General features: G+C 47.0%; 18 protein-coding genes. 8 read left to right on the forward strand and 10 right to left on the reverse strand.

What is annotated here, in order from left to right:
• Positions 1-108: 108 nt before the first annotated feature.
• Complete coding sequence (locus QUA33_RS28215) at positions 109-642, reverse strand: (R)-mandelonitrile lyase (protein ID WP_445251070.1); 534 nt, start codon at positions 640-642, stop codon at positions 109-111.
• On the opposite strand from QUA33_RS28215, the gene QUA33_RS11125 reads away from it, so the two are divergent.
• The gene (locus tag QUA33_RS11125; protein WP_333148644.1) at positions 587-805 is read left to right on the forward strand and encodes a hypothetical protein; all 219 of its coding nucleotides are present in this window, start codon (positions 587-589) and stop codon (positions 803-805) included. The two genes, QUA33_RS28215 and QUA33_RS11125, sit on opposite strands and share 56 nt — an antisense overlap.
• A 107-nt stretch (positions 806-912) precedes the next feature.
• Positions 913-1,389 (forward strand): AraC family transcriptional regulator, encoded by a 477-nt coding sequence (locus tag QUA33_RS11130; protein WP_333148645.1) that lies wholly within the window; start codon positions 913-915, stop codon positions 1,387-1,389.
• Here QUA33_RS11130 and sufU read toward each other — a convergent pair.
• The 6 genes from sufU to QUA33_RS11160 form a co-directional block, all read right to left on the reverse strand.
• Positions 1,370-1,822 carry a Fe-S cluster assembly sulfur transfer protein SufU gene (gene sufU, locus QUA33_RS11135; protein ID WP_333148646.1) on the reverse strand — a complete coding sequence of 151 codons (453 nt, stop codon included), beginning with the start codon at positions 1,820-1,822 and terminating at the stop codon, positions 1,370-1,372. The two genes, QUA33_RS11130 and sufU, sit on opposite strands and share 20 nt — an antisense overlap.
• Positions 1,823-1,829: 7 nt before the next feature.
• On the reverse strand, positions 1,830-2,435 hold the full coding sequence (locus tag QUA33_RS11140; RefSeq protein ID WP_333148647.1) for a nucleotidyltransferase family protein: 606 nt from the start codon (positions 2,433-2,435) through the stop codon (positions 1,830-1,832).
• 180 nt (positions 2,436-2,615) lie between these two features.
• A complete protein-coding gene (locus QUA33_RS11145; protein ID WP_333148648.1) occupies positions 2,616-3,755 on the reverse strand; it encodes an XdhC family protein in 1,140 nt (379 codons plus the stop codon).
• A 332-nt stretch (positions 3,756-4,087) separates the two neighbouring features.
• Positions 4,088-6,304, reverse strand: a complete 2,217-nt coding sequence (locus QUA33_RS11150; RefSeq protein WP_333148649.1) for a xanthine dehydrogenase family protein molybdopterin-binding subunit — start codon at positions 6,302-6,304, stop codon at positions 4,088-4,090.
• Positions 6,305-6,430: 126 nt separating this feature from the next.
• Positions 6,431-7,423 carry a xanthine dehydrogenase family protein subunit M gene (locus tag QUA33_RS11155; RefSeq protein WP_333148650.1) on the reverse strand — a complete coding sequence of 331 codons (993 nt, stop codon included), beginning with the start codon at positions 7,421-7,423 and terminating at the stop codon, positions 6,431-6,433.
• Positions 7,410-8,255, reverse strand: coding sequence for a 2Fe-2S iron-sulfur cluster-binding protein (locus tag QUA33_RS11160; protein WP_333148651.1), 846 nt, complete (start codon positions 8,253-8,255; stop codon positions 7,410-7,412). The genes QUA33_RS11155 and QUA33_RS11160 overlap by 14 nt, the downstream gene beginning before the upstream one ends.
• Positions 8,256-8,766: 511 nt before the next feature.
• On the opposite strand from QUA33_RS11160, the gene QUA33_RS11165 reads away from it, so the two are divergent.
• On the forward strand, positions 8,767-9,750 hold the full coding sequence (locus QUA33_RS11165) for an AraC family transcriptional regulator (protein ID WP_333148652.1): 984 nt from the start codon (positions 8,767-8,769) through the stop codon (positions 9,748-9,750).
• A gap of 218 nt (positions 9,751-9,968) precedes the next feature.
• Here QUA33_RS11165 and QUA33_RS11170 read toward each other — a convergent pair whose 3' ends face one another.
• Positions 9,969-12,500 (reverse strand): VWA domain-containing protein, encoded by a 2,532-nt coding sequence (locus tag QUA33_RS11170; RefSeq protein ID WP_333148654.1) that lies wholly within the window; start codon positions 12,498-12,500, stop codon positions 9,969-9,971.
• Between the two features lie 212 nt (positions 12,501-12,712).
• On the opposite strand from QUA33_RS11170, the gene QUA33_RS11175 reads away from it, so the two are divergent.
• From QUA33_RS11175 to QUA33_RS11185, 3 genes are all read left to right on the forward strand, one after another.
• Entirely contained in the window at positions 12,713-13,699 is a 987-nt protein-coding gene (locus tag QUA33_RS11175) for an AEC family transporter (RefSeq protein WP_333148655.1), read from the forward strand.
• A 166-nt stretch (positions 13,700-13,865) separates the two neighbouring features.
• Positions 13,866-19,700 (forward strand): AAA family ATPase, encoded by a 5,835-nt coding sequence (locus QUA33_RS11180; protein ID WP_333148656.1) that lies wholly within the window; start codon positions 13,866-13,868, stop codon positions 19,698-19,700.
• Between the two features lie 596 nt (positions 19,701-20,296).
• Positions 20,297-21,982 (forward strand): calcium-binding protein, encoded by a 1,686-nt coding sequence (locus QUA33_RS11185; protein ID WP_333148657.1) that lies wholly within the window; start codon positions 20,297-20,299, stop codon positions 21,980-21,982.
• Between the two features lie 67 nt (positions 21,983-22,049).
• On the opposite strand, the gene QUA33_RS11190 is transcribed toward QUA33_RS11185, so the two are convergent.
• Positions 22,050-22,412, reverse strand: coding sequence for a hypothetical protein (locus tag QUA33_RS11190; RefSeq protein WP_333148658.1), 363 nt, complete (start codon positions 22,410-22,412; stop codon positions 22,050-22,052).
• A gap of 401 nt (positions 22,413-22,813) precedes the next feature.
• On the opposite strand from QUA33_RS11190, the gene QUA33_RS11195 reads away from it, so the two are divergent.
• Together QUA33_RS11195 and QUA33_RS11200 are read left to right on the forward strand one after the other, a co-directional pair.
• Entirely contained in the window at positions 22,814-23,656 is an 843-nt protein-coding gene (locus QUA33_RS11195; protein ID WP_333148659.1) for a photosystem II manganese-stabilizing polypeptide, read from the forward strand.
• A 463-nt stretch (positions 23,657-24,119) separates the two neighbouring features.
• A complete protein-coding gene (locus QUA33_RS11200) occupies positions 24,120-24,893 on the forward strand; it encodes an RNA polymerase sigma factor SigF (RefSeq protein ID WP_333148660.1) in 774 nt (257 codons plus the stop codon).
• 422 nt (positions 24,894-25,315) lie between these two features.
• Here QUA33_RS11200 and QUA33_RS11205 read toward each other — a convergent pair whose 3' ends face one another.
• Entirely contained in the window at positions 25,316-26,482 is a 1,167-nt protein-coding gene (locus tag QUA33_RS11205) for a pyridoxal phosphate-dependent aminotransferase (RefSeq protein WP_333148661.1), read from the reverse strand.
• Positions 26,483-26,611 lie beyond the last annotated feature (129 nt).

Consider the following 26,611-nt stretch of genomic DNA (forward strand, 5'->3'; position numbering starts at 1 on the left):
TATCGGCACGGCAGGCTGAGTAACTCAGGGACATTGCTAAAGCGAGAACCCCAATCACGATGCTCTTGTGGCAGTTTTTCCCCTTGGTGGAGAACCTTCTCAAAAGCATTAGGATCTTGCTTTATATTGCTCGTCGCTGACCTGTTCCATCCAGTCCACAGGGCTACCGTTGAGCGCCTCGTGAATGGCAGTATGAGTCATGGCTGTAGTGGCTGTAGCTCCGTGCCAGTGTTTCACACCTGGTGGAATCCAGACGACATCGCCAGGTCTAATCTCCTGAATTTGACCACCCCACTGCTGAACCCAGCCAACTCCAGCCGTCACAATCAGGGTCTGCCCCAAGGGATGGGTGTGCCATGCGGTTCGGGCACCTGGCTCGAAGGAGACACTTGCGCCAGATGCGCGTGACGGTTCGTGCACCGGAAAAAGAGGATTGATGCGTACAGAACCCGTGAAATATTCGGCAGATCCTTCAGTGGAAGGCTGCGAACCGTTCCGCGTAATTTCTACGGTCTGTGGGCGATCGCCAGATGAGACTTGTGTATGACCTGCCTGTGCAAACCCCAAAGCCAATAAGGAAAATGTCATGACACCTATCGTGAGCCGTTTCATTTCTGTTCCTCCATGTTTGTGCTTAGTCATGCAAAGCTTTCCCACAGCGACCGATGCCTGCCGTGTATTGGAGGATGCTTCTGGTGCGATCGTGAGAAAGCTTAACCAAACAAATTTGAGTTTTCTCTTGAAGAGAAATCCAGACGCTTACAATTCGCCGGAATCGTTTTTCATTGCTTTAGCCTCATTCTAAGAATCCTCAAGGGCAAGCAATAGAACGATCGTCTAAGATTGTTGTACAATCCTGCAAACTTAGAAATTAACGCTGCCAAAACGACTTAAAAGTCCGCTAGGTCGTTAATGAACGACCAGCAGGCTCTTCGCGAGGCAGATAGAGCGCAAGCCCACAGAGACGAACTGACTCAGCGGATTGCACAGGCGATTCGTCATGATGGGACGATTGAGCCGCTGAAGGGATTGCACTTCAATCGCTCCTCCTCACCGTCAGAATCCATTCATAGTGTCTCTATTCCTGCCTTTTGTGTCATTGCTGAGGGCAGCAAAAAAGTCCTTCTGGGCAGCGCGATCGCGCTTCAGTACGACCCGATGCCTTATCTGCTTGCTACGATCGAACTGCCGATTGTCAGCCAAATTCTTGAAGGGTCCAAAGCGCAACCGTACCTTAGCCTTCGCCTCGATCTCGACCCCACACTGGTCGGTTCAGTCATGGTTGAGGCTGCCGATCCCTCACCACAAAGGGGTGCCAATGTAAAAGCGATCGACGTGAGTCCATTGGAGGTGCCTCTGCTGGATGTGACTATACCTGTTCATTCCTAGTTTCAACCGAACTCAGCGCCGCTTTGAGGGTATGCCAAGCCAAAGTTGCACACTTAACCCGCATCGGATATTGGGAAACACCTTGCATGATATTGAGTTTCTCCAACGGAGGCTCAAACTGAGTATTTCCCGCTGCCATCTCGCGGAACTGTTCTACCATTAAAAGCACCTGTGAAATAGTTTTACCTTTGATAGCGATCGCCATTAAGTCAGCAGAAGCAAGGCACAAAGCACAACCTGCACCTTCAAATTTAATATCTGCAATTTTACTTTCTGCTTCATCTAATAGCAGCGTTAAATCAACCACATCACCGCAAAAGGGGTTTTCTCCTCGGTGTTGACGGTGTACTGGGTTAGTTTTTCCTTTGTTTTGCGGTTTTCTGGCGTGTGTCAAAATTACTTGTTGGTAAATTTGGCGATCGTTAGTTTTCATAATCTCTTCACTCTTTAAAATTATTTAATAGCAACTGCTTGTAATCGTCCGGGGTATCAATATCAATTGCAGCTTCTGGTATTAGCAGAATCAATCCTGTATCTATATATTTTTGGATTAACGCCTTTGCACCTTTATCTCCTTCAAGCTGCATCAGTTCTGGAAATAAGGCATTGCTAAACAGGGCAGGTACGCCTGTAGTTTCGTTATACTTTGAGGCAACAATTACTTTTTGCGCTTCTTGATAAGACTGAATCAATTGATTGAAAATCTGGGGAGAAACTAGCGGCTGATCTGCAAGTGAGATGATAACTGCATCAAGTTTAGAGTTAGTTTTCAGTAGCATACTAATACCAGCGCGAATAGAAGAAGACATTCCCTCTTGCCATTGGGAGTTCTCTACAACTTGCACAGCCTTTGGCATTAGTTCCGGTTTAATTTGTTCTGCATAAGCTCCCAGGACTACTATGATAGGTTGACAAAGAGAAGCTAAGGCAACTTCAACCGCATGGAGTATCAGGCTGCGTCCTTGATAAGAAAGTAATTGTTTTGGTCTTCCCATGCGGGTTGCAGATCCAGCAGCGAGAATAATTAGACCAATTTTAAATACCATACCCAAGTTTTGAATTTTTGATTATTAAGAGCATACTCGTATAGCCTTTCTCAGTAACATGAGGTACTATCTGGCATTGGGCATTGGGCATTGGGCATTGGGCATTGGGCATTGGGCATTGGGCATTGGGCATTGGGCATTGGGCATACCTCACTTTCTTGAGAACCGCTATATTAGTCATTAATTTTTTGATGATTGACTATTGATTGAAGCATGAATTGGTACAGTGCGATTTCTTAAAAAACCACCTTGATGCTTTGCTGTTACTGCTTGAATTTCGGCGATAATCGCCAGAGCAATCTCTTCGGAATTATCTGCCCCAATGTCGAGTCCCACCGGACTATATAAATTTTTTTGCTGTTGTGGAGTGGGGATAACTCCTTCTTGTTGTAGTTCTTGCAATAATCGGGCTGTTCTTTTCTTAGGGCCAAGTACACCTAAGTATTTTAAGTCAGAAGGCAATAACACTCTCAGCAATTCCAGGTCGTCTAAATAATTATGAGTCATAACTACAGCAACAGTACGCTCATCTATCTCAATTTTTTTTAATACATCTTGAGGAGAACAAAATTTAACTCTATCGGCTTCTTGAAAACGCTTTCGGCTTACTTCCCGTTGGCGGTGATCGACTACAGTAATATGCCATCCTAACTGTTTGCCAAAGCGAACAACGGGAAGAACGTCATACCCAGCACCCAAAATTACCAGCGACAGTGGCGGCTGAATGACTTGAATAAAAACTTCAACTTTCCCGCCTATTAACTGATATTGTTTCCCTACCGAAGTTTTGTGTTGAAGTGCTGCTTGTGTGTCCCTTAAAACCGCTGCTGCTAATTCCTCATCGCTGATGTGGTTGATGATATCTGAATTTAGTAGCAAGCGATCGCCTATTTGAGATTTGCTTTCACCCTCTATATTAAATACAGTTGCAATAGCGCTCTCAAACCGAGCATCAAGACATTTGTGGATAAAACTAATTTGGTTCGGCTCGTTTACTGGCAACGATTCAATCAAAACATAAGCAATGCCTTGACAGCCAAGCCCCAATCCCCAAATTAAATCTTCCTCCGAGGTGGAGTCATACTTAACCACACAGGGACTACCAGTATTCATTACCTGCTGTGCTTTCTCAAATACATCGCTTTCCAAACAGCCACCGCTAATTGCACCTACTATCAAGCCATCTGCACTCATCAACATTCGCGCACCAGGCCGGCGATAAGTTGAACCTTCCACTTTAACTAAAGTTGCCAAGGCTAGCTTTTTCGTGGTGTCTTTTACTTGCTCTAAAGCAGCCTTAATATCGTGTAGTTCTTTCATTGGTCAGCCTAAAAATTTTTGTATCTAATATCAATTCCGGCAGTAAGGCCGGAATGATATCAAATCCGGGCCCCGAAAGTCGGGCGTAAAGTCGAATCCCCAGGCCAACAAATAATTCGCGCAATTTTCATTTTTTTGACCCCTCCTTCTACAGTCAACTCTCAACAGTCAACAATGACGGACGGTGCAACCGGAATCGATATCATCTCAAATCCGCGCTTCATCGTCCTGTATTCATCTCTCTGTTCTCGAACTCTGCGTTCTGGAGCGTACTCTGTGGTTTAATCATTCCAATGCAACCGGAATCGATATCATTCATCCAAGGATCTCACTCAAAGCAGCTTGTCCGGCGTAATTGGCAGGTCCCTGATCCGTTTGCCCGTGGCATGAAAAACAGCGTTGGCGATCGCCGCCGGGATGCCCACCATGCCGAGTTCGCCCATGCCCTTGACACCGAGCGGATTGACGACTTTATCGTCCTCCTCAACGAATATCGTTTCGATCTCCAAGATATCGGCATTAACCGGCACGTGATAGTGCTGCAAATTCGGATTCATGATCCGTCCGTAACGGTGGTCGATTTCAGTCGCCTCTTGCAGCGCCATACCAATGCCCCAGACAACGCCGCCGATTTCCTGACTGTGCGAGGCCTTCGGATTCATAATCTTGCCGCAGGCGGTCACTTCAACGGCGCGCGTAACGTGGACAGTTCCCACATCCGGATCGACCTTCACTTCAACGAACTGCGCGCCGTGCGCCAGCGTCGCATACTTCTCGCGCTCCTCTGAGGGACGCGACTCGAATGTTTCCGTGATTTCGGTGAGACCATTACGCTTCATCACTGCGGAGATGTTGGCGAAACGCGACGGGTCGCTTTTTAGTCGCAGTATCCCGTCAAGCATCTCGACATCGGAGGGGGCTGCCCCCTGGAGCGGAGAATTCGGTTCCTGGTTCGCGAGGGCGAGCAACTTCGTGCCGATCGCCAGAGCCGCCCCGCACACGGCCGAGCCGACGCTCGCCGTCGTCCAAGAGCCCCCCTGCGACGGCGCTCGAGGCAACTTCGTGTCGCCGAGTTCAAATTTCACCTGCTCCAACTTCAGCCCCAGATACTCGGCAGCGATCATAGTCATCACGGTGTAGGTGCCAGGTCCGATGTCGCTGGTCGCACTTGCGACTTGCGCCGTGCCGTCCACCTGCAGCGTGACGAGGGCGGCAGCAGGCCTCTGGAAAGCGCCCCAGACGCCGGTCGCCATGCCCCAACCGACGAGTAAGCGTCCGTCACGCATCGATCGGGGATCGAACTTGCGATTCTTCCAACCGAATTTTTCCGCGCCCAGCCGGTAGCACTCCCGCAGCGCCTTACTCGAAAATGGCTTGCCGCTCTCGGGGTCAGTTTCGGCATAGTTGATCAGCCGAAGTTCGAGCGGGTCGATCCGCAGCGCGTAGGCCAGCTCGTCCATCGCGCATTCAAGCGCGAACATACCGCTAACGGCCCCCGGTGCGCGCATCCAGGTCGGGGTGGGGAGGTCCGTGTCGGCAATCTTCAGCGGCGCGTAGAGATTCGGGCACGCATAGACTTGGCGCGTGAAACCCGTGGTGTCGTCTGAGAACTCCTCGATGGTGGAGGTGTTGTGCACGGCTTCATGAATCATCGCCGAGAGCTTTCCCGATCGCTCCGCACCGAGCGCGATCTTCTGAATCGTGTGCGGACGATAACCGTGGCCGGTGAACATTTGCGTGCGCGTATAGACAACCTTGACTGGGCGCCTGAGTTCGCGGGCTGCCATCGCTGTCAGCGCCGGATAATAGTTCGGGCGCAGCGACGCTCCAAACGCCCCGCCGACGAAGGGCGAGACCACGTTCACGTTTTCCTCTGGCAGGCCGAAGCTCGAAGCCAAATGTTCGCGCACGCCATAGACCTCCTGCGTCTTGTCGAAGACCGTTAGCTTGTCGCCTTGCCAGACCGCGATCGCCGCGTGCGGCTCCATGGGGTTGTGGTGCTCGATCGGGATGCGGTACTCGGCCTCTACCTTCACGGGCGCTGCGCGCATCGCCTCTTCGGGATTACCGCGCGGCTTTGGAGCCGGCCCTTTAGTGGGGACGCGCGCGATCGAGCGCACCGCCTCAGTGTCAGTCATGTGCTGCTGTGAGTTGTAGGAGACTTTAACCAGACGTGCCGCATAACGTGCCTGCTCGTATGTCTCGGCGACGACGAGTGCCACGGGCTGCATATTGAAGAAGATTTTGTCGGACCCGAGCGCCCGAAACGACTTGTCTTCCTCCTCGGTGGCGCTGGGCGGGGACTGCTCCGTGGAAGACTTCGGACCGAGCTTCGGTGCGTTCAGGTGCGTGAAGACGCGAATTACGCCTGCTGCGCCTTCAGCCTCGCGCGTGTCGATCGATTTAATCGTGCCCTTTGCTACGGTTCCGAGCACGATAAAACCGTAAGCGACATTGGGAACCTGGAATTCCGCCGCGTATTTAGCCTTGCCCGTCACCTTGGCTGCGCCGTCCACGCGGCTCATTTCTTTTCCGATGTATCTTGCCATTTCCTTTATCCTCCCTAATATCAAATCCGCCCTTCATCGTCCCGTATTCATCTCTCTCTTCTCTTCCTCTGCGTTCTCTGCGTACTCTGCGGTTTAATCATTCCAATCCAACCGGAATAGATATAATTAGACCGCACCGCTCGTCAACGCTTGCTGCAAAGCCAGAACAATGGCGCGTTTTCCGAGTTCGACTTTATAACCGTTATGTTCAAGGGGTTTCGCATCTTTCAGAGCCGCTTCTGCAGCAGCCTCAAAAGTTGTTTCCGTCGCAGGTTTGCCGATCAGAACCTTTTCCGCTTCGGGCGAACGCCAAGGTTTATGCGCGACGCTGCCCAAAACAACACGTGCCTGTTTGATGGTGTTGCCGCTTGTTTCTAAAGCAGCAGCCACGGAAAGCAGTGCAAAAGCATAGGAAGCCCGATCGCGAACTTTTAGGTAATAAGACTTATTGGCGAAATTATTCTTCGGCATTTCGATCGCAACGATCAATTCCCCATGCTGAAGATTGTTATCTTTTTGGGGCGTGTTACCGGGCAAGCGATGAAAATCCTCGATCGGGATTGTGCGTTCTTGCCCGTTCGTGCCGCGAATCCTCACTACCGCGTCCAGCGCATAAAGCGCATTCGCCATATCGCCCGGGTAAGTCGCCACGCATTTGTCGCTGTAGCCCAAAATGGCATGAATGCGATTGAGCCCTTGAAGCGCTCCGCATCCGCTGCCGGGATCGCGTTTGTTGCAGGGCATAGCGATGTCGTAAAAATACTGGCAACGGGTGCGCTGCATTAAATTTCCCCCGTTGGTCGCCATATTGCGAAGCTGGGCGGAGGCGCCGGCTAAAATCGCCATTGACAGAAGCGGGTAATTTTGCCGGACGAGCGGATGGTTGGCCGTGTCGGTATTTTTGGCTAAGGCGCCGATCGAAATTCCGTTCGAGGTCGATCGAATTTCCGCCAGATTCAAACTTGAGATGTCAACAACTTCGCTGGGACGCTCGACGTATTCTTTCATCAAATCAATCAGATTTGTCCCGCCTGCGAGAAACTGTGCCGTTTGATTCGCGGAAACGGTGCGAACGGCGCTTGCTGCGTCGGTGGCGCTGGAATATTTAAACGATTTCATCGGCTTTGCCCCCCTGATTCAATGCAATGGCAATTTCTTCATCGCTCGCAAAATGCCAGGCCTGGGCTGTTTCGCGCCCGGACTGAACTTCTCTGACTGCCGCCACGATTCCCGGATACGCGCCGCAACGGCAAATGTTGCCGCTCATGCGTTCTCTGATTTCTTCATCAGAGAGTGCTACATTCTGGGCGATCGTCCGCAAATTGTTAGTGACGTGACTCGCCTCGCCGTTTTTGGCTTCCTGCAGCAGCGCCACCGCCGAACATATCTGCCCCGGAGTGCAGTAGCCGCACTGGAAGCCGTCGTGTTTGATGAACGCCGCCTGCATCGGATGAAGATTGTCGCCGTCAGCGATACCTTCGATCGTCGTCACCTCTTTCCCCTCGCAGCTAGCGGCAAGTGTCAGACAAGAAAGCACGCGGCGCCCGTCAACGATCACCGTACAAGCGCCGCACTGTCCTTGATCGCATCCTTTTTTCGTGCCGGTCAATCCAAGTGTTTCGCGCAGGGCGTCGAGCAGCGCCGTGCGCGAATCCACTTCCAAGCGTTGGGTCGAGCCGTTGATTTTCAAAAGAACGTTAACGGCGTTTTCAACCGCAGGGGCCTGGGCGAATACGGCATCGGGCTCCGCGGCGAGGGTGGCAAAGGCCTCCTCTTTAGCCAGCAGGTGGAAGGCGAAGGTGCCGAGTAGGGCAGCCATGCTTTGCCCCAAGAATTTGCGGCGAGCAGCGCCGGTAATTCCGAGTTGGTCGAGCAGTGTTTCTTCGTCCGCGCTGAGCTGCGAATCGCTCTCGCTTGAACTGAAATCTTTCGGTTCTTGATTATCGTCCATGATGCTCCTTGCAAAATTCTCAAACAATCCCTGGACAAGTGTTTGTTTTTCGCGCCGGCTCTTCTAACGCTCTGCACCCACCGCAGGCGCTTGTGCCCCTTCGATCGGGCGTCCTTTGTTCTCGAAACTCAAAAAACCGAGTCAATTAAGACGCTCGGCCCTAGGGGAACGGCTTGTTAGATTTCTCCTTCAAGCCTCATGCCTTTAGGCTGAGGTTCGTGACCGTCTGAATTCCTTTGGCTACCCCAATTGTAGAGATCGAGCACGCGATCGCCTGCTCTATCAATAGGGATGAATTTTTTAAGAAGCAAGGTTCGCCTTGATGCCCTTTTGGTTGTCAGTAGGGGAATCTCTTGCCCAATCAAAACTGAGTTTACTCTTGTATAAAAATCCAGAATGCTTACAATTCGCCGGAACTATTTTTCATTGCTTTAGCTTAATTCTAAGAATCCTCAAAGGCAAGCAATAGAACGATCGTCTAAAATCGTTGTACAATCCTGCAAACTTAGAAATGAACGCTGCCAAAACGAGTGAAAAGTCCGATAGGTCGTTAATGAACGACCATCAGGCAAAGCGCGAGGCTTCCAGAGCGCAAGCTAACAGAGACGAACTGACCCAGCGGATTGCACAGGCGATTCGTCATGATGGGACGATCGAGCCGCTGAAAGGATTGCACTTCTATCGCACCTCCTTTCCTTCGGAATGCGTTCATAGTGTCTCGATTCCTTCCTTTTGTGTCATTGCTCAGGGCAGCAAAGAAGTGCTGCTAGGCAGCGATCGCTACCAGTACGATCCGATGCACTATCTATTGGGGACGGTCGAACTACCGATTGCCAGCCGAATTCTAGAAGCAACCCAGGAAAAACCGTACCTGGGGCTTCGTCTGGATCTCGACCCCACCCTGGTGGGCTCAGTCATGGTTGAGGCAGGCTATCCCTCAGCTCAAAGCGAGGCTAGTGTCAAAGCGATCGATATCAGTCCACTGGATACCAATCTGCTAGACGCTACGGTGCGGCTCGTCAGGCTTCTAGATTCCCCTGCTGAAGCTCATGTTCTCGCACCACTGATTAAGCGAGAAATCATTTACCGACTCCTGATGGGAGAGCAAGGTGGTCGGCTTTGTCATATTGCAGTTCTGGGTGGCTCTACCCACCAAATTGCTATAGCCGTCGATCGACTTCGTAAAGACTTTAACCAGCCGCTTCGGATTGAAAGCATCGCACGAGAGCTGGGAATGAGTGTATCGAGCTTCCACCATCACTTCAAGTCTGTCACTGCCATGAGTCCTTTGCAGTTCCAGAAGCAACTGCGGCTCCAGGAAGCTCGCCGTCTGATGCTGGGGCAAAACCTTGACGCTACCAGTGCTGCCTACCGTGTGGGTTATGACGATTCCTCGCACTTCAACCGAGAGTACAAGCGGCTCTTTGGTATACCACCGATGCGCGATGTGGAGCGGCTGCGAGAAGCTGCTAGGGAGATTGCGAGTTCAACATAGATCTCCTCAAGATGCCCTAATCTTGCCAGAAATCGCTAAAACGCAGTTATAGTTCGCGCAATCATATAGATAGAAAATCATCTGGCGATCGCTCTGTTAATAATTTCCACAAACTGATGCAGTAAAGCAGTCAACTCTCAGCAAACTCTCCGGCTTGGACTCGATCGCACTTTAAATAAAAATATGTAACCAAGGTGGGCAAAAGCCCACCCTAATTCTTACTTCCCTACCGTGAAATACTCATTCTTAGCATACACGCTAATAATGCAGTCGCCGACTTCAAAAAACATCCCCTCTTGCTCATCTTTAGAAAATTGCAAGTTGCCGTATTTAGAATTAATTTCCTCAGCACTCGCCGCTTTTGCCTCCATTTCATCCGGGATAAGTCCGGTAGAACCGATATAGAAAACCAGCGGTGAAACTTTTTCCCCGTACACTTTTTCCGCATAAGCTTCCAGTCGCTCATTCGCATTAGCTAAAGCAGCGACAAATTCGTCTCGCTTGACATCTTCTCCCTGCCATTTCGCTTGCAAAAGGCGCAGCAAACTATCTGCACCAACTTTTGATAAAATAGCGGTGACAGTGCCGTTATTCTCCAACCCCAGAAACTCATCGAAAATCAGTTTCATCAAGTCGTCAACTTTGGTGATTTTTGTTCGGGATGACAGCGTTTTGTGTGCGAAGACAACAGGCTCATCTAAGGTGATGTCAAATGTCGGTTTTGCTAGCTTTTCGCCCGTGTTTTTGTGGTAAACTTCATAAAGGCGATCGAGAAATTTGTTGGCAGAGTGCAACTTGCCGAAGTTGAGGATGTTTTTGCTGCCGATGTCGATTTTGTAGCTGACTCGCGAATCTACTGAACCGTTGGCGATCGCACTTTTTAAATCTGTGTATTCCGTCGTCGTCGGAAAATTGATGTAAAGGCTTTTTGACAGATAATGTTGTTTCAACTCTTCCAATTGTTCCGCAGTGTAAGCCTCGGATTCTTCCTTCAAATGAGCCGAGAGAATGCTAGAGAGAATTTTAATTTCTGCGAGTTCCTCAAACACTCCGTCAAGGCTGCCGTAACGCCCGTCAAAAGGGACTAGCGGCAAAGTCTCTAACTTTATATCATACTCGGAACGGAAGTCAAATTCTTGCACGGGCGAACCGTCTTTTTCAAGGACACCGCATTTTTTGAGCAAATCAAATACTGGTTTGCTGCTGATTTTGGTTCGCAGCGACTTAATATTAACTTCGCCGTCGCTGACAATGGTATAATTGTTGAAAGTATTGAGGTCTGTAACTAGAATTCCCGCCACTTCTGCGATTAAAGTTCCATCCTCAACTTTTACCAGCTTAGCTTTTCGGGTAATCAGCATATTGATGGTAGCGGTATTTTGATTGATGGCAAATGAACCCATTTGCACGTATTCGCCACCATCTAAAAATTCAGTTTTCAGCCAAGGCTTGACAAGGTTGCCGTTTTCGTCTCGCTTTCCTTCAATTCGCTTCAAACCTTTTCGCTGATAATTTTCTTGCAAGTGTTTCAAATTGATGATGATGCTGTTGCTGTTTTCCTCCAATATCTTGATTAACTCCAGCAGGGAAATTTTCTCGCTGACTTTTACCCGATCGCCAATTTCCTGATTTTTCAACACATCAGGCGCAAAAACAGCCTGTTCCAAATCTTCCGTAAACTCGGCTATTTGGGCATTTGTCAAAGCTTTCGCGTGTTTTTCCGTCAAAGTAGCGTCGAAGGTACTCGCCAGCGCATACTTAGCCGTATTTAAATTGCCGTCAGCGAGGTTAGCTTTCGCAAAAGCAAACACCGACTCATCAGTTTGAGCAACGGGAACATCTAATTTGTCATACTCATCTTTGGCGACTTTCTGATATTTGTAAAAAAGTCCGCGATCGTCTGCTTTCAGCCCGCAAATTTTCAGCGTACTCGATGAACCGTTGATTTTCTTGCCGCTTTTGGAAACAAAAACTTGATAATCGTACTCCTTAATTAACGGTTCTTCCAGCGGAGGTGCAACGGAACTGCCTAACAGTTTTGTGCTGTCGTAAAGAGCATCGTAAACCATTTTGAATTCGCCAGCGCGGATGCAATTTCCCGATAATGTGTTGGCGATTTTGGAGAGAAGTTTGAAGTCAGCAGAGGCATAGGATATCGTGTTAGCAAACACATCCATGTCTTTTAGTTCTTCGCAAATTTCCCCTAGTTTTGCAGCTTCCGAATTGGCACTTGGGTCATTTGCATAGCCGTCTGTGTGCAAATTGATCGCTGTCATTTCTCCCGCTTTAACCAGAGATTTAGCGAGTTGCATCGACTGCGATATGCAGGTACAGCCAGCCGTGTGGATTTTTTGAATTTCTTTGATGTATTGAGAGTCAAACTTCAGCACTTCTTGAATGGGAATTCGCTGGAAGTGACAAATTACGTCCCCCTTGTCAGCATAGGAAATCAGGCTGACAATTAGCTGGTAATTGTTGTATTCGTCTAAGGTCAAAAGCTTGATTAGGGTTTCTTTCAGCGGTTCTAAGTCATAATACATTGAGCCGGAACGGTCGATGATGATGATGCTGTGAGCGACGGATTTTTCTGGGATATCACCGGGCTTTCTTTCTAAATTAATGCGATCGACTAGATAGAATGCCTTGGCGTTTCCGGCAAAATTGTAGAGGGTAAACTTGGTGCGAGTATTGGAGGCTGCTTGGCTGCTGGAACTTTTGACCTGAGATGATTGTTTTGCTTGCCGTGCCATAGTTTTGACCTATGTTGATTTATTCCTCAACTTTATGATTACACGCGCTTCTGTGGATGTCAAGGCCTGTCGAGAAAATTATCTGCGAGGCTGAATAAGCATTAATATTTAGTGTTGCAGGGCCACGGAAAACTGCGGCGGTAGGGTAAAAGTGGGCTTTTTTGGCAAAAGTAGTGGATCTGCGTAAATATTTAGTAAATATTTACTAAATCATGCTTTATTTAGAAAATCCGCTGCTCAAACTTTATCTAAATCTGATCGGATGGGTGGCGTTCGGATTTATTCTCGGCCGCCTGCTACCAAGAAACTATTCTACATATTTAGCCAAGTTTCTTTTCTTCTTTGGCACGCCATTGAGCATTGTTGCTTTTATCCGCCGCGCCAATTTGTCGGGTGCTATTTTGATTGCGCCGCTAATAGCTTGGGCGGCAATTCTAGCAGGTGGAGGACTCGCTTGGATTTTGATAAATTTTGTTGTCGGCGAGGAACGTTTCAAGACTCTTAATCCGATCGCCCAAAATACCCCGGAACACAATACTGCTTGGAGTTTGCCCGCTCAAGGCAGCTTCTTATTGGCAACGATGGTGGGTAATACGGGTTTCTTAGGCATTCCCGTCACCTTGTCCTTATTAGGGTCGGAACACTTTGCCTGGGCGTTGTTTTACGACTTGCTAGGCACTACCATGGCAATTAATATACTGGGAGTTGCTATTGCTTCTCACTGCGGTACAAGCGATCGGCGTCAGAGTTGGTTAAGTCCTCTGCGGGCAATTTTTCTGAATCCGGCACTGTGGGCTTTTGGTATAGGGTTTGTCTCGCGCAGCTTGCCGCTGTCGGCACAAATCGCAGAATTGTTAACAACAGGCGCTTGGACTGTAATTACTTTATCTTTAATTACGATCGGGATGCAGTTGAGCAAGTTGAATTCCTTGCACAACCTCAAACAAGTTTTGGCTTGTCTGGGGATTAAAATGTTGTTTATTCCCTTGGTAATTGGCACGGGATTAACATTTTTTGGAATCACGGGCGCGCCCCGACTTGTGCTAGTGCTGCAAATGGCAATGCCTCCTGCTTTTGGTACTACATTGTTGGCAGAAGCTTTTAATCTCGATCGCGAATTAGCTGTAACTGCGATCGGCATCGGCTGCGTTAGTTTATTATTCACTATTCCAATATGGATGAGGCTATTTCATTTTTAAATAAAAGTGGATTATTTATTTAAAAAAATGTAATTTTGCGTGATCTAAATCACACTTATCAGCGATTTATATCATATTCATTATACTTAAATATCACAGGATCTGGAAACTATCTTTTCTTCTGTTAAGCTACAAACAGCCCGCCCATGAGGCCAATAATAAAAATATGAAAACTAAAAATTTTACATTGAGAGGTTATCAAACGATCGAGCGCATTTACTCAGGAACTCGCACCCAGGTTTATCGAGCTTTCCGTATTCATGACAAACTGCCCGTCGCGATCAAAGTCTTGCATAGCGAGTATCCCACCTTTAGCGAACTCGTGCAATTTCGGAATCAATATACGATCGCCAAAAACCTCAACTTGCCCGGAATCATCCAAACATACAGCTTAGAAGCCTACCAAAACAGCTATGCGCTGGTAATGGAAGACTTCGGAGGAATTTCTCTCAAAGAATGGACTCAACAAGGGGAAACTCTACTCAATTTAAGCGAGTTTTTGCAAATGGCGATCGCACTATGCCACACCTTAAATATTCTCTACCGAGAACGCATCATTCACAAAGACCTCAAACCCAGCAACATTTTAATTAACCCGGAAACCAAACAAATCAAATTAATCGACTTTAGTATTGCATCTTTATTGCCACGAGAAACCCAAACCCTGCTTAATCCTAATGTTTTAGAAGGGACACTTGCTTACATTTCTCCCGAACAAACCGGCAGAATGAACCGGGGAATTGACTACCGTACTGATTTTTATTCACTTGGTGTCACCTTCTACGAATTACTGACAGGAGAGTTGCCATTTCAATCCAATGACCCGATGGAGTTAGTACATTGCCATATCGCCGAAGCAGCACCCTTAGTACACGAAATTAACCCACAAATTCCATCTGTACTTTCAGAGATTGTCAGCAAATTGATGGCAAAAAATGCGGAAGACCGCTATCAAAGTGCTTTAGGACTGAAAACCGATCTAGAAAAATGTTTAGATGGGCTTAAAGAAACTGGGGAAATTCAGAGTTTTGAAATTGGGCGAAGAGATGTGAGCGATCGCTTCCTCATTCCCGAAAAACTTTACGGACGAGAAGCTGAAGTATCAATACTGCTGCAAGCATTTGAGCGAGTTAGTCAAGGCGCAACAGAAATGATGCTGGTAGCTGGCTTTTCTGGGATTGGTAAAACAGCAGTAGTTAACGAAGTGCATAAACCGATCGTGCGCCAACGCGGTTATTTTATCAAAGGCAAATACGATCAATTTCAGCGTAACATTCCTTTAAGTGCCTTCGTGCAAGCCTTTCGGGATTTAATGGGGCAATTGGTGAGTGAAAGCGATGCCCAAATCAAACAATGGAAAACTAAGATTTTAGAAGCCCTCGGTGACAGCGGACAAGTTGTTATTGAAGTCATCCCCGAACTAGAAATAATTATCGGTCAACAACCACCAGCTCCAGAATTATCGGGAACACCAGCACAAAATAGATTTAATTTATTGTTTCAAAAATTTATCCAAGTCTTTACCAATGCCTCACATCCCTTAGTGATGTTTTTAGATGATTTGCAATGGGCAGATTTGGCATCGCTGAACTTAATGCAGCTCCTCATGGCTGATACGGGATATCTGTTATTAATTGGTGCATACCGCGATAATGAAGTCAACCCCGGACATCCATTGATGTTGACTTTGGGCGAGATACAAAAAAAACAAGCAACGATTAATACGATTACTTTAGTACCATTGAGTCAAGTCACAGTGAATCACTTAGTTGCTGACACCCTGAAATGCTCAAAAAAGTGGGCAGGTAATATTTCTCAACTGATTTATCAAAGAACCAAAGGAAATCCCTTATTTGTTACTCAGTTTCTTAAAGCATTACATCAAGACAATCTCATTCACTTCAATTTTGAATCAGGCTGCTGGCAATGCGATCTTACCCAAGTTAACCAGCAGGTGCTTGCAGATGATGTTGTATCCTTTATAGCATTGCAATTACAAAAATTGCCGCGATCGACTCAAAATGTATTAAAATTAGCCGCTTGTGTTGGTAATCAGTTCGATCTAGCGATTTTGGCAATTGTTTCGGAACAGTCCGAGATAGAAACTGCTGCTGAGTTGTGGAAAACTTTACAAGAAGGATTAATTTTACCGATTAGTGATGTTTATAAATTTTATCAAGAAAATGATGGCGATAAATTAACGTTAGAGAAGGGAAATACCACTAAACAATTCGCACGATATAAATTTTTACATGACCGAGTACAGCAAGCAGCTTATTCGCTGATTCCCGATTCTCAAAAACAAGCAACTCATCTCAAAATCGGACAATTACTTCGCAAAAAATTATCACAAATAGAACAAGAGGAAAAACTGTTTGATATTGTCGAGCATTTGAATAAAGGAATTAAGTTAATTACTGAACCGAGACAACAAGAAATGTTAGCTGAACTAAATTTAAAAGCTGGAGGTAAGGCGAGAAATTCTATAGCATACGCGGCAGCAAAAACATATTTCCAAACAGGCATCGATCTACTACAAATAAACTGTTGGCAAAGTCAGTATGAATTAGCTTTAAACCTCCATATTGCTGCGGCTGAAGCTAGTTATTTGAATAGTGACTTTGAGGGCATGGAACAGATAGCAACAATTATGTTGCGCTCGGCTCAAACGATTTTAGACAAAATCAAAATTTACGAAATTCAAATTGCAGCGCAAGTTGTACAAAGTAATGTGTTGGAGGCGATCGCTATTGGCAGAAAAGCATTAGAGCAATTGGGGCTTGAACTGCCTACAGAACCCGATCCAGCTAAGACTAGCATAATGCTACAAAGCCTTGCTACCCAACTCGAAGGTAGAAAAATTGAAGACTTGATAAATCTGCCATTAATGACCGATCCTACAGATCGAGCCGCAATGGAATTGATGGCAATGTTGTTTTCACCCATTATCCAAGGAATGCCCGGTTTATTGCCATTACTGAGTTCGATGATGGTGAATTTATCTCTTCGATCGGGCAATACCGTGGCATCAACAACTGGGTACGGTATTCACGGCATGGTATTGTGTGCTTTCTTGGAAGATCCTTCCGCAGGCTATGCTTTTGGTAAATTGGCTCTAAATTTACTGGAAAAACTTAATATAAAAAAAATTAAATCCGGTGTTATGTCTCTATTTGGTTGCTTTATTCAACATTACCAAGAGCGCTTGGATGCCACAATCCCGACTCTGAAAGCAGCTTACTATGCTGGCATAGAAACTGGAGATTTTTTACACGCTGGTTTTGCTCTCGGTGGTCACAGTAATGGCAGGTTTTTTAGCGGTGAAGAACTGAATAGTTTTATTCAAGACATGGCTGATTATAGTGTGGCATTGGCTCAGGTGAAACAAGAATCTGCTCGAGTATATGTAAATTTAGGCAAACAAGCAGCAGAAAACTTGATTGAATTAGTCAGTCAACCATATTGCTTGATCGGCAATTCCTATAATGAAACGTTGATGCTAACTAAGCACCAGCAGGATAATGATTTAACAGCGATGGCGCAAGCTTACATCTACAAACTGCTGCTTGCTTACTACTTTGGTAATTATGCAGATGCACGCAACTATATCGCCCAAGCGAAGCCGTGTTTAATGGCAGTATCGGGATCGATTTTTGTTCCTATTTTCCATTTTTATGCCGCGCTAACTTATCTAGCACTCTTCCCTACCCAACCAGAACCGGAGCAAGCCGAACTGCTTGCTGTTGCTGCCACCCATCAAACGATTCTGCACCAGTGGGCGCACTATGCCACGATGAACCACTTGCATAAATGGTATTTAGTTGAAGCCGAACGCCATCGAGTTTTGGGTGAAAAAGTCGCAGCCAGTGAGTGTTATGACCGAGCCATAAATCTTGCTAGAGAACATCAATTCATCAACGAAGAAGCCCTCGCCAACGAACTAGCAGCAAAGTTTTACTTACAATGGAATAAACAGCGCATCGCTCAAGAATACGCGATTGAAGCTTACTATGGCTATGCTCGTTGGGGTGCAAAAGCCAAAGTCGCTGATTTAGACAAACGCTATCCCCAATTACTTGCTCCCGTATTACAGCAAACTCGTTGTACTCTTTCCACTAACGAAACTATCTTCGCCTTGGGGACTGTTACATCCACCAGTTCGGCTACTTCTAGCAGCAGTGCCTCTGTGGCTTTAGATTTAGCTACCATTCTCAAAGCTTCCCAAGCTATCTCCAGCGAAATCGAACTGTCCAAACTGCTTTCATCGTTGCTTTCCATTGTCATCGAAAATGCGGGGGCAGATAAATGCGTATTAACACTGCTACGAGACGAGCGCTTGCTAATTAAAGGCTCAATTACCAAGGGAAGAAACCCAGTTGTGTTGCAGAGGATTCCTATTGAGGAGAGTCAGGAAATTCCCCTAAAGCTAATTTACAAAGTTAAGCACAATAATCAGGCTGTTGTGCTGGTGAATGCGACAGCAGATCCTACTTTAGCCAACGATCCTTATATCATGCGCCAGCAGCCGAAGAGTATCTTGTGCAGTCCGATTTTGCATCAAGGCAAGTTGATGGGCATTTTATATTTGGAAAATAGTTTAGCAATAGGAGCATTTACGAGCGATCGCGTCGAACTCCTGAATCTACTTTGCGCTCAAGCCGCAATTTCCCTAGAAAATGCCCGACTTTACGAACAAGCCCAACAAATGCTAGTAGAACTGCGTGCCAGCAAAGCCCGCTTTCAAAAGCTAGTGGATAATCTTCCTGGCATAATTTACCAGATTGGCCTGGCTCCTGATGGTTCTGTTTCAATTCCCTACGTTAGTCCAGGCTGCGCCGCTCTATATGAAGTGTCACCCCAAGATTTCTTGGCAGGCATCACAAATTTTCGGATGCTGGAGCATCCAGACGATCGCCGAGATCTGACTGAGGCGTTCATCCATTCTGCAGAGACTCTCACGCCTTTTGAGCAGGAATGGCGCATTATTACGACCTCCGGCACTGTGAAATGGGTGCAGGCGGCATCACGACCGGAACGGCAAGCCGACGGCTCGATCGTCTGGGATGGCGTGATGATGGATATTAGCGATCGCAAAATTGCAGAACTTGCCTTCGAGCAAAAATCAGTGGAATTAGAACAAGCATTACACAACTTGCAAAACGCCCAATTACAAATCGTCCAAAGTGAGAAAATGTCGGCTTTAGGTAATTTAGTAGCTGGTGTGGCGCATGAAATGAATAACCCCCTTGGCTTTATTGCTGCCAGTCTCCAAGAAACTAAACCTACGATTGCCGAGTTGCTCGAACACTTGCAACTCTATCAAGAAACTTTCCCCAACCAGAGCGAGCCAATTATCGACCATGCCGAAGAAATCGATCTGGAATATACCTTGGAAGACTTACCTAAGATAATGGATTCCATGTCTATGGCCTGTGAAAGGCTGAAAAATATCAGTACCAGCCTCTGCACTTTCTCGCGTGCCGATCGAGATTATAAAGTTCCTTTCAACATTCATGAAGGCATTGATAGTACGCTTTTAATTCTCAAACATCGCCTCAAAGCTAATCACAAACGTCCTGCCATTGAAGTGATTGCCAACTATGGAGATTTACCGATGGTCGAGTGTTTCCCGGGACAAATAAATCAAGTATTTATGAATATTATAGCTAATGCAATCGATGCTTTGGACGAATCCAAGGCCGGGCGAAGTATAACAGAAATCAAGGCTCATCCCAATCAAATTATCATTAAAACATCGGTGGAAAATCAGTTAGTAAAAATTGCCATTGCCGATAATGGTAGTGGCATGAATGAATCGGTCAAAGAAAAGATATTTGACCACTTATTTACAACCAAAGCAGTCGGGAAAGGAACGGGATTGGGATTGGCGATCGCTAAGTCGATCGTTGTCGAAAAACATGGCGGTGCAATTCACGTTAATTCTACATTGGGGGAAGGAAGTGAATTTGAGATAGTGTTACCTATTACCGAATATAAATAGAAGATATTTTTAATTATTTTAGATTTTAGATTTTAGCTTGAAGAACAGGGAAGGGAAGATGATTTAATGATTTGGAACACGGACCTACAGTTGCATTTTTTTCAAGTGGTATCTGAAGTAAAAGTTTGATGAGGAAGAATGACAAAGGTTATTCCTTTTTCCTTCTTGCTTATTTCCTTTGTCGAGTTTAACCGAGAGCATCCAGGATACAAGCCCCCGGATTCATTCTCGCAGACTCAGGACGAAGAAATAAAAAATCTGTATCGAAAAACCAGCCTCCGAATTTATCTCGCGCAAGTCAATGCTTCAATTCTTTAATCTCAAATCTCAAATCTCAAATCTCAAATCGATTGACTTCCTTGAGTCCGATAGACTAATTTCTATTTAAAAAAATCCATAATAACGAAATTAGATTGCCGATCGAGCATTATACCAGCACCGATCGCAACTGCAGACACGAGCAAAACTTCCAGCGCCCCTTCGGCAGATTGCCAAAATCTCAATTATGCTAACCTAGGCAAGCAGCAATCCCTTGTCACGAAGGCGATTAACATAATTTCAAACAATTTATTTTATTGAGGACCGGTGTATCCCGTATGGCAAACCTGATCGGCACAGACAGCAACGACTTTATTCTAGGAACTCCGCTGGGCGATCGAATTCGCGCCTTAGATGGCGATGACACGCCCCTGGGTGCGGGAGGAGATGACACCCTAGAGGGCGACGGCGGCAACGACCAGCTTCTTGGAGCGGACGGAGCAGATTCGTTGCTTGGCGGTGAAGGAAATGACGAACTCATTGGCAACCAAGGGCGCGATTTTGCTTCCGGCGGGAACGGCGACGACTCGATTCGCGGCGGTTTGGGCAACGACATCCTCGAAGGCAACGACGGGATAGACAGCGTGGTGGGAGACGCTGGGGACGACTTAGTTTTTGGCAACGGAGGCTCTGATGTGATTGCCGGCGGTACTGGCAACGACACCCTCACAGGGAATGACGGCGACGATTCCGTGTTCGGGAATGCTGATGATGACTTTCTCTACGGGAATTTTGGGAACGATTCTCTCAACGGTGGCAGTGGTAGGGATCAAATGTTGGGCGCTGAGGGCAACGATTATTTGACCGCCAGCGACGGCGACGACACTTTGTACGGCAATGCCGACAACGATTCGCTCTTCGGAGATGCTGGTAATGACCAGATATTCGGTGGGAAGGCTGACGATACAGCTTTTGGCGGCAGCGGTTCCGATACCCTTCGCGGCGATGAAGGCGACGACTCGGTACTGGGAGATGAAGGTAATGACTTCCTGTTTGGCGGCAAAGGTAATGATGGTATAGACGGCGGTTTTGGCGATGACTCCTTGGCTGGAGGTATCGGCGACGATACCATTTTGGGAGGTTTCGGCAATGACAATTTATTTGGGGCAGAGGGTAATGATTCTCTGATCGGAGGTGAGGGTTCGGATACTCTGATTGGCGGCAGCGGCAGCGATGTCTTTGGATTGGGAGCCGGGCCTGGCAGTTTGGCTTTAATTACTGATTACAATGACACGGAGGATTTCTTTGGACTGCCGAGCAATTTATCTTTCGCTCAACTGCAAGTTCGCCAAGGTAACGGTGCCAATGTCAGGGATACAGTAATTACGACGCTCGATGGCAAGCTTTTAGCAATTTTGACAGACACTCCGGCCGCGCTGATCGAGGCGAATGATTTTATCGCTGTGACTGGGACAGTTAACCCCAGACCAACCACCATTACAACTACAACTACAACTACAGTTACCACCACCACTACAGATCCAACTCTAACTCCAACTCCGACTGAGACGCCGACTCCAACTCCAACTCCAACTCCGACTGAGACGCCGACTCCAACTCCAACTCCAACTCCAACTCCAACTCCGACTCCGACGCCGACTCCGACGCCAACTCCAACTCCGACTCCGACGCCGACTCCGACGCCGACTCCAACTCCGACTCCGACGCCGACTCCGACTCCGACGCCGACAGCAGCACCGACCCCGACTCCGACTGCAGCACCGACTCCGACGCCGACAGCAGCACCGACCCCGACGCCGACAGCAGCACCGACCCCGACTCCGACTGCTTCGAGGATTCCAACTCCGCCGACAGTTAGCGTGCCTGATTCGCCTCTGCTATCAATTAGTTCGATCCCCCCGACGCCGACTCCCGGACTGCCAATGCCGGGCCTGATGCCGTTCCCGACGGCGGTGCCGAACCCGATACCTTTTCCTACACCTGTTCCTACACCTTGGTTCTAGGTGCGATCGCGCAGCTCGCTGATGAGTGATGAGTTAATGTAAAACTCACTAAACTCATCACTCAAAACTATTTAACATCCTGGGGAGTTTCGGCCGAGTCTTCTGGCGACTCGGCTGGAGAATCTTCTAGAGGAGATAATTGTTGGGTATACCCCAAGAGCGATCGAAGTTTCATGCGGTGGATGTAAGGCCAGCCGCCATTGGCTTCAATATTCCTGAGCAGTTTGTAAAGTGCTTGGCGGTTGTCGGGAAAAGACGCTTGAAACAAACCGTCGCGAATTTCCCGGTGCGAAGCTTCCAGTGTCCGCAGCAGGGCCAAAAGCAGCAGGCTGTCTCCCTGACAATTTTCGGCTAAAGTCCGAATCGCCTCTGTCACTGATTGCATTTGAGACTGCAACTTTTCTGACTCTAAATCTTTGCCGTTGTCCATACCGCTGCTTCCTTTGAAATCTACAAGGCCTTTGTCCCCAGCCTTTTGGTCAACCGACTAATCGAGCTAGTCGCGATCGCCATTCGGGGTCATAAGCAAAGTAACTTAAGTAGGTTGACTTAAGCAATATTAATTTGCAGTCCAAGTCAGGAAAAGAGCACCACCCGTCGTACCATGTGTATTGGGCTGCGATCGGAACATGATTGAGAAATCATAAGTTCTTGCTTATTTTCACGCCGCACTAGCTTGATTGTTTGAGTCAATGCCGGTGTCGGTGAAGCGAGGGATCAGGATCTAAATGCTGCCCGAAGCGCTGGCCTAGCCTGCCGGCGGGCAATTATATTTTGCTCGAAGTAGGGCTTTTTCTTAATATAATCCGATGTTGGATATTGAGGTTTGCAATGAAATATCGTGCTTTAATTGTTGCACTTTTAGCATTTTGCATGAGTGCGCTGGTTGCTTGTTCTTCTGCTCCTGACACGACGGTGGCGACTACCGAGTTGCTCACCTACGACCAGATTAGAGGTACTGGCTTGGCTAATAACTGCCCTAGCTTGGCAGAAACTTCTCGGGGATCGATCCCGATCGAAGCGGGCGCCACCTATAAACTGACTGGTTTGTGTTTGCAGCCTACAACTTATTTTGTGAAGGAAGAACCAGCAAACAAACGCCAAGAAGCGGAATTTGTGCCTGGTAAATTGCTGACACGGTTCACGTCGAGCATTGACCAAGTTCAAGGTACGCTCAAGGTCGGTACTGACGGTACTCTGACTTTCACAGAAGAAGACGGCTTGGATTTTCAAGCTATTACGATTCAGTTACCGGGCGGAGAGCAAGTACCTTTCTTGTTTACCATTAAACAGCTAGTGGCCAGTTCCGAACCGGGAGTGGTTGCTATCAATACTTCCACCGATTTGCGAGGGGAGTTTAACGTTCCTTCTTACCGCAGCGCAGGCTTTTTAGACCCTAAAGCTCGCGGGGTAGCGACTGGCTACGACAATGCTGTGGCGCTTCCGGCTAGTGACAATTCCAAACGCGTGCGGGCTAATGTTAAGGTGGCTGACACTCGCGCCAAGGCGGGCAAAATTTCTCTCCAAGTTGCTAAAGTTAACAGCGCCACTGGCGAAATTGGCGGGATTTTTGAGAGTACGCAGCCTTCTGATACTGATTTGGGAGCTAGGCCCGCTCTAGACGTGAAAATTCGGGGTTTGTTTTATGCTCGCATTGAGCCTTCTGTGTCATAAAATTGGCTTTCAGGATCGATCGAACTTGAGCAGTTTTTTGCCCTAGAGCTACTGCTCACCCTTCATTAGCCAACAGTCTTGAGCAACATAACTTAGGACTGTTGACTAATGACTAAATTTATGATTTCATTGGCATGAATACCAAGTTATTTATTTGGCATTTTTAATTAATTAAAGTATTGTATTAAAACAGCCTTAAAATTGTCATTGACTTTTTAAAAATTCCGGTTAAATTCTGGCTTGTGCCGAAGGTCTTCTGCCGGATCAAGTTCTGCCTTCTGTCGAAAAACTTTCGGATAATCCAGCTAAATCCCTGCACCTTCCGAAATTTAAACAGGTGTGTCCGCTATCACACCTATTAAGTGCTAGGATTACACTACCTAAAAGTGAATTTTTTTAGACTAGATTGGAAACTAGATCTAAAGCAAGCTCAGTCCTCTGCTCTACCCACCCTTATGCCACCATGTCTACCACAGTGCCGAACGAGCTAAAAAGCGAAAATTTGCAATTGTTGCGCGAGTATCAACTTTCGGGATCGAATGAAACCCGCAATCAGTTAGTTAAACTGAATATCGGGCTGGTGAGAAAAGAAGTTTATCACTGGATAAACCAGTGCGGTGAAAGCTACGACGATTTGCTGCAAGTCGGGTGTATTGGGTTGATCAGGGCGATCGAGCGGTTTGATATCGCCAAGGGACACGCTTTTAGTTCCTTTGCAATTCCCTACATACGGGGTGAAATTCAACACTACTTGCGGGACAAAAGCCCTTCTGTGCGATTTCCCCGCCACTGGCAGTCCCTGGAACGCAAATCAGTCGCAGCAATCAAGGATTTGCAGGTACAGTTAAACCGCAAACCTACGGATGCTGAAGTAGCAGCAGTGCTTGAGGTTTCTGTGCAAGAATGGCAAGAAATTAAGTTGGCCCATCTCAACCGATCGCCTCTGAGTTTGGACGCGCCGATGCAAGATGAAGATGAGGGGGCGACTTGTCTGGGAGAATTGGTTCCCGATAGCAAGTATCGGAGTTTTCAGTTGGCGCAAGAGGATCAAATTCGCGTACAGCAAGCTTTGGCTATGTTGGAACAACGTACTCGCCAGATATTGGAGTTTGTGTTTCTCTACGATTTGACGCAGAAAGAAACGGCTGAACGGTTGGGTATCAGTGCGGTGACTGTTTCTCGGCGAGTTAAGAAGGGGCTGGATTTGCTGAAAGAAATCATGACGAAACAGCTTTAGTCAGCAGTCATTAGTCATTCATCATTGGTCATTGGTCAGCAGTAGTTATACCAATTCTGAAAAGTAGTGCTAGATATCAATTATCAGCTATCGCCTGTAGGGAAATTGCACTGCCGTGTCCGGCAGGTGGTAAGAGCGAATGAACGATAATTTATATATAGCAATCTTAAATCATTTGTGAATTTCTTACTCCCGAACCGCGGGTTCGGGGAGGGCTGGGGTGGGGTAAAAAATTTACGACTCCTGTAAGGATTGCTATAGGACAATTACTGTAGCAGAACTTTTTAAAATGGGTATTAGTCAACAGTCAGCAGTAGTCAGTCAACAGTCAATAGTCAACAGCCATCGGTAATTAGTCAGTGGCTACCAAGAACAAATAGCAAATGACTAATGACTAATGACTAATGACTACTAACTAATTTTTAAATGCTGCGGACAAATTTATCCAGCCTTTCTACGGCTTTTTTAATTGTGCTTAAATCGGTGGCGTAAGACAAGCGAATATGGTCGTCTGCACCAAAAGCAATCCCCGGAATAACGGCTACTTGCTGCTGTTCTAAGAAAGCGTCGCAAAATTCCAGAGAATTCAATCCAGTCTTGCTGATGTTGACAAACATATAGAAAGCACCGTCTGGTTTAATACAGCTAATCCCAGGGATAGCATCGAGTAATTCAAATATTACCTGACGCCTTTCGGCAAAAGCTAGACGCATTGTTTCGACAGACTCTTGACTGCTTTCCAAAGCTGCGATCGCCCCGTACTGTGCAAAAGTACACACATTTGAGGTACTGTGACCTTGAATCGTGCCGGTAGCTTTGATTAATTCGATCGGCCCGGCCAAATAACCGACTCGCCAGCCTGTCATCGAGTAAGCTTTAGCAAAACCGCTGCTGATTAGGGTGCGATCGAAGATTTCTTTGCCTAGGGAACCGATGCTGACGTGTTGAGCGCCGTCATATATAATTTTTTCGTAAATCTCGTCAGCAACGACTAAAATATCTCGATCGACTATCACTTCGGCCAATGCTTTGAGTTCCGCCGGAGTATAAACCATTCCCGTCGGGTTAGAGGGCGAATTCAGTACAAATAACTTGGTTTTGGGAGTAATCGCTCGACTCAGTTGTTCCGGTGTAATTTTATATCCTGTAGAAGCATCAGTCTGTACAATTACTGGCTTGCCGCTGGCGAGTTTCACCATTTCTGGGTAGCTTAGCCAGTAGGGAGCCGGAATAATTACTTCTTCTCCAGGCTCGATCAGAGCCATCATCAGATTGTAGAGGGAATGCTTGCCGCCGTTGGTGACAATGATATTTTCCGGTTGATAGTTGAGATTATTGTCATCGCGGAGTTTGCGGGCGATCGCAGCTTTTAACTGCGGTTCCCCAGCCACAGGGCCGTACTTAGTCTTCCCCTCGTCTAAAGCTTGTTTTGCCGCTGCTTTAACGTGTTCGGGGGTATCAAAGTCTGGTTCTCCCGTACTCAAACTACAGACATCAATCCCTTCGGCCTTCATGGCTTTAGCCTTAGCGGCGATCGCCAAGGTTATAGAAGGAGAAACCTCACCCACTCGTGCTGCCAACTTAATCATTGGATTTTAGATATTAGATTTTTGACTTTAGATCATAGGGTGACAAATCTTGATATTCAACCCTGTTGTTAGGAAATTATGACATTTGTTTACATATAGTAAATCTAAAATCTAAAATCTAAAATCTAA

The sequence above is a fragment of the Microcoleus sp. Pol14D4 genome (genome assembly GCF_036701245.1).
In the GTDB taxonomy this organism is placed as follows: Bacteria; Cyanobacteriota; Cyanobacteriia; order Cyanobacteriales; family Microcoleaceae; genus Microcoleus.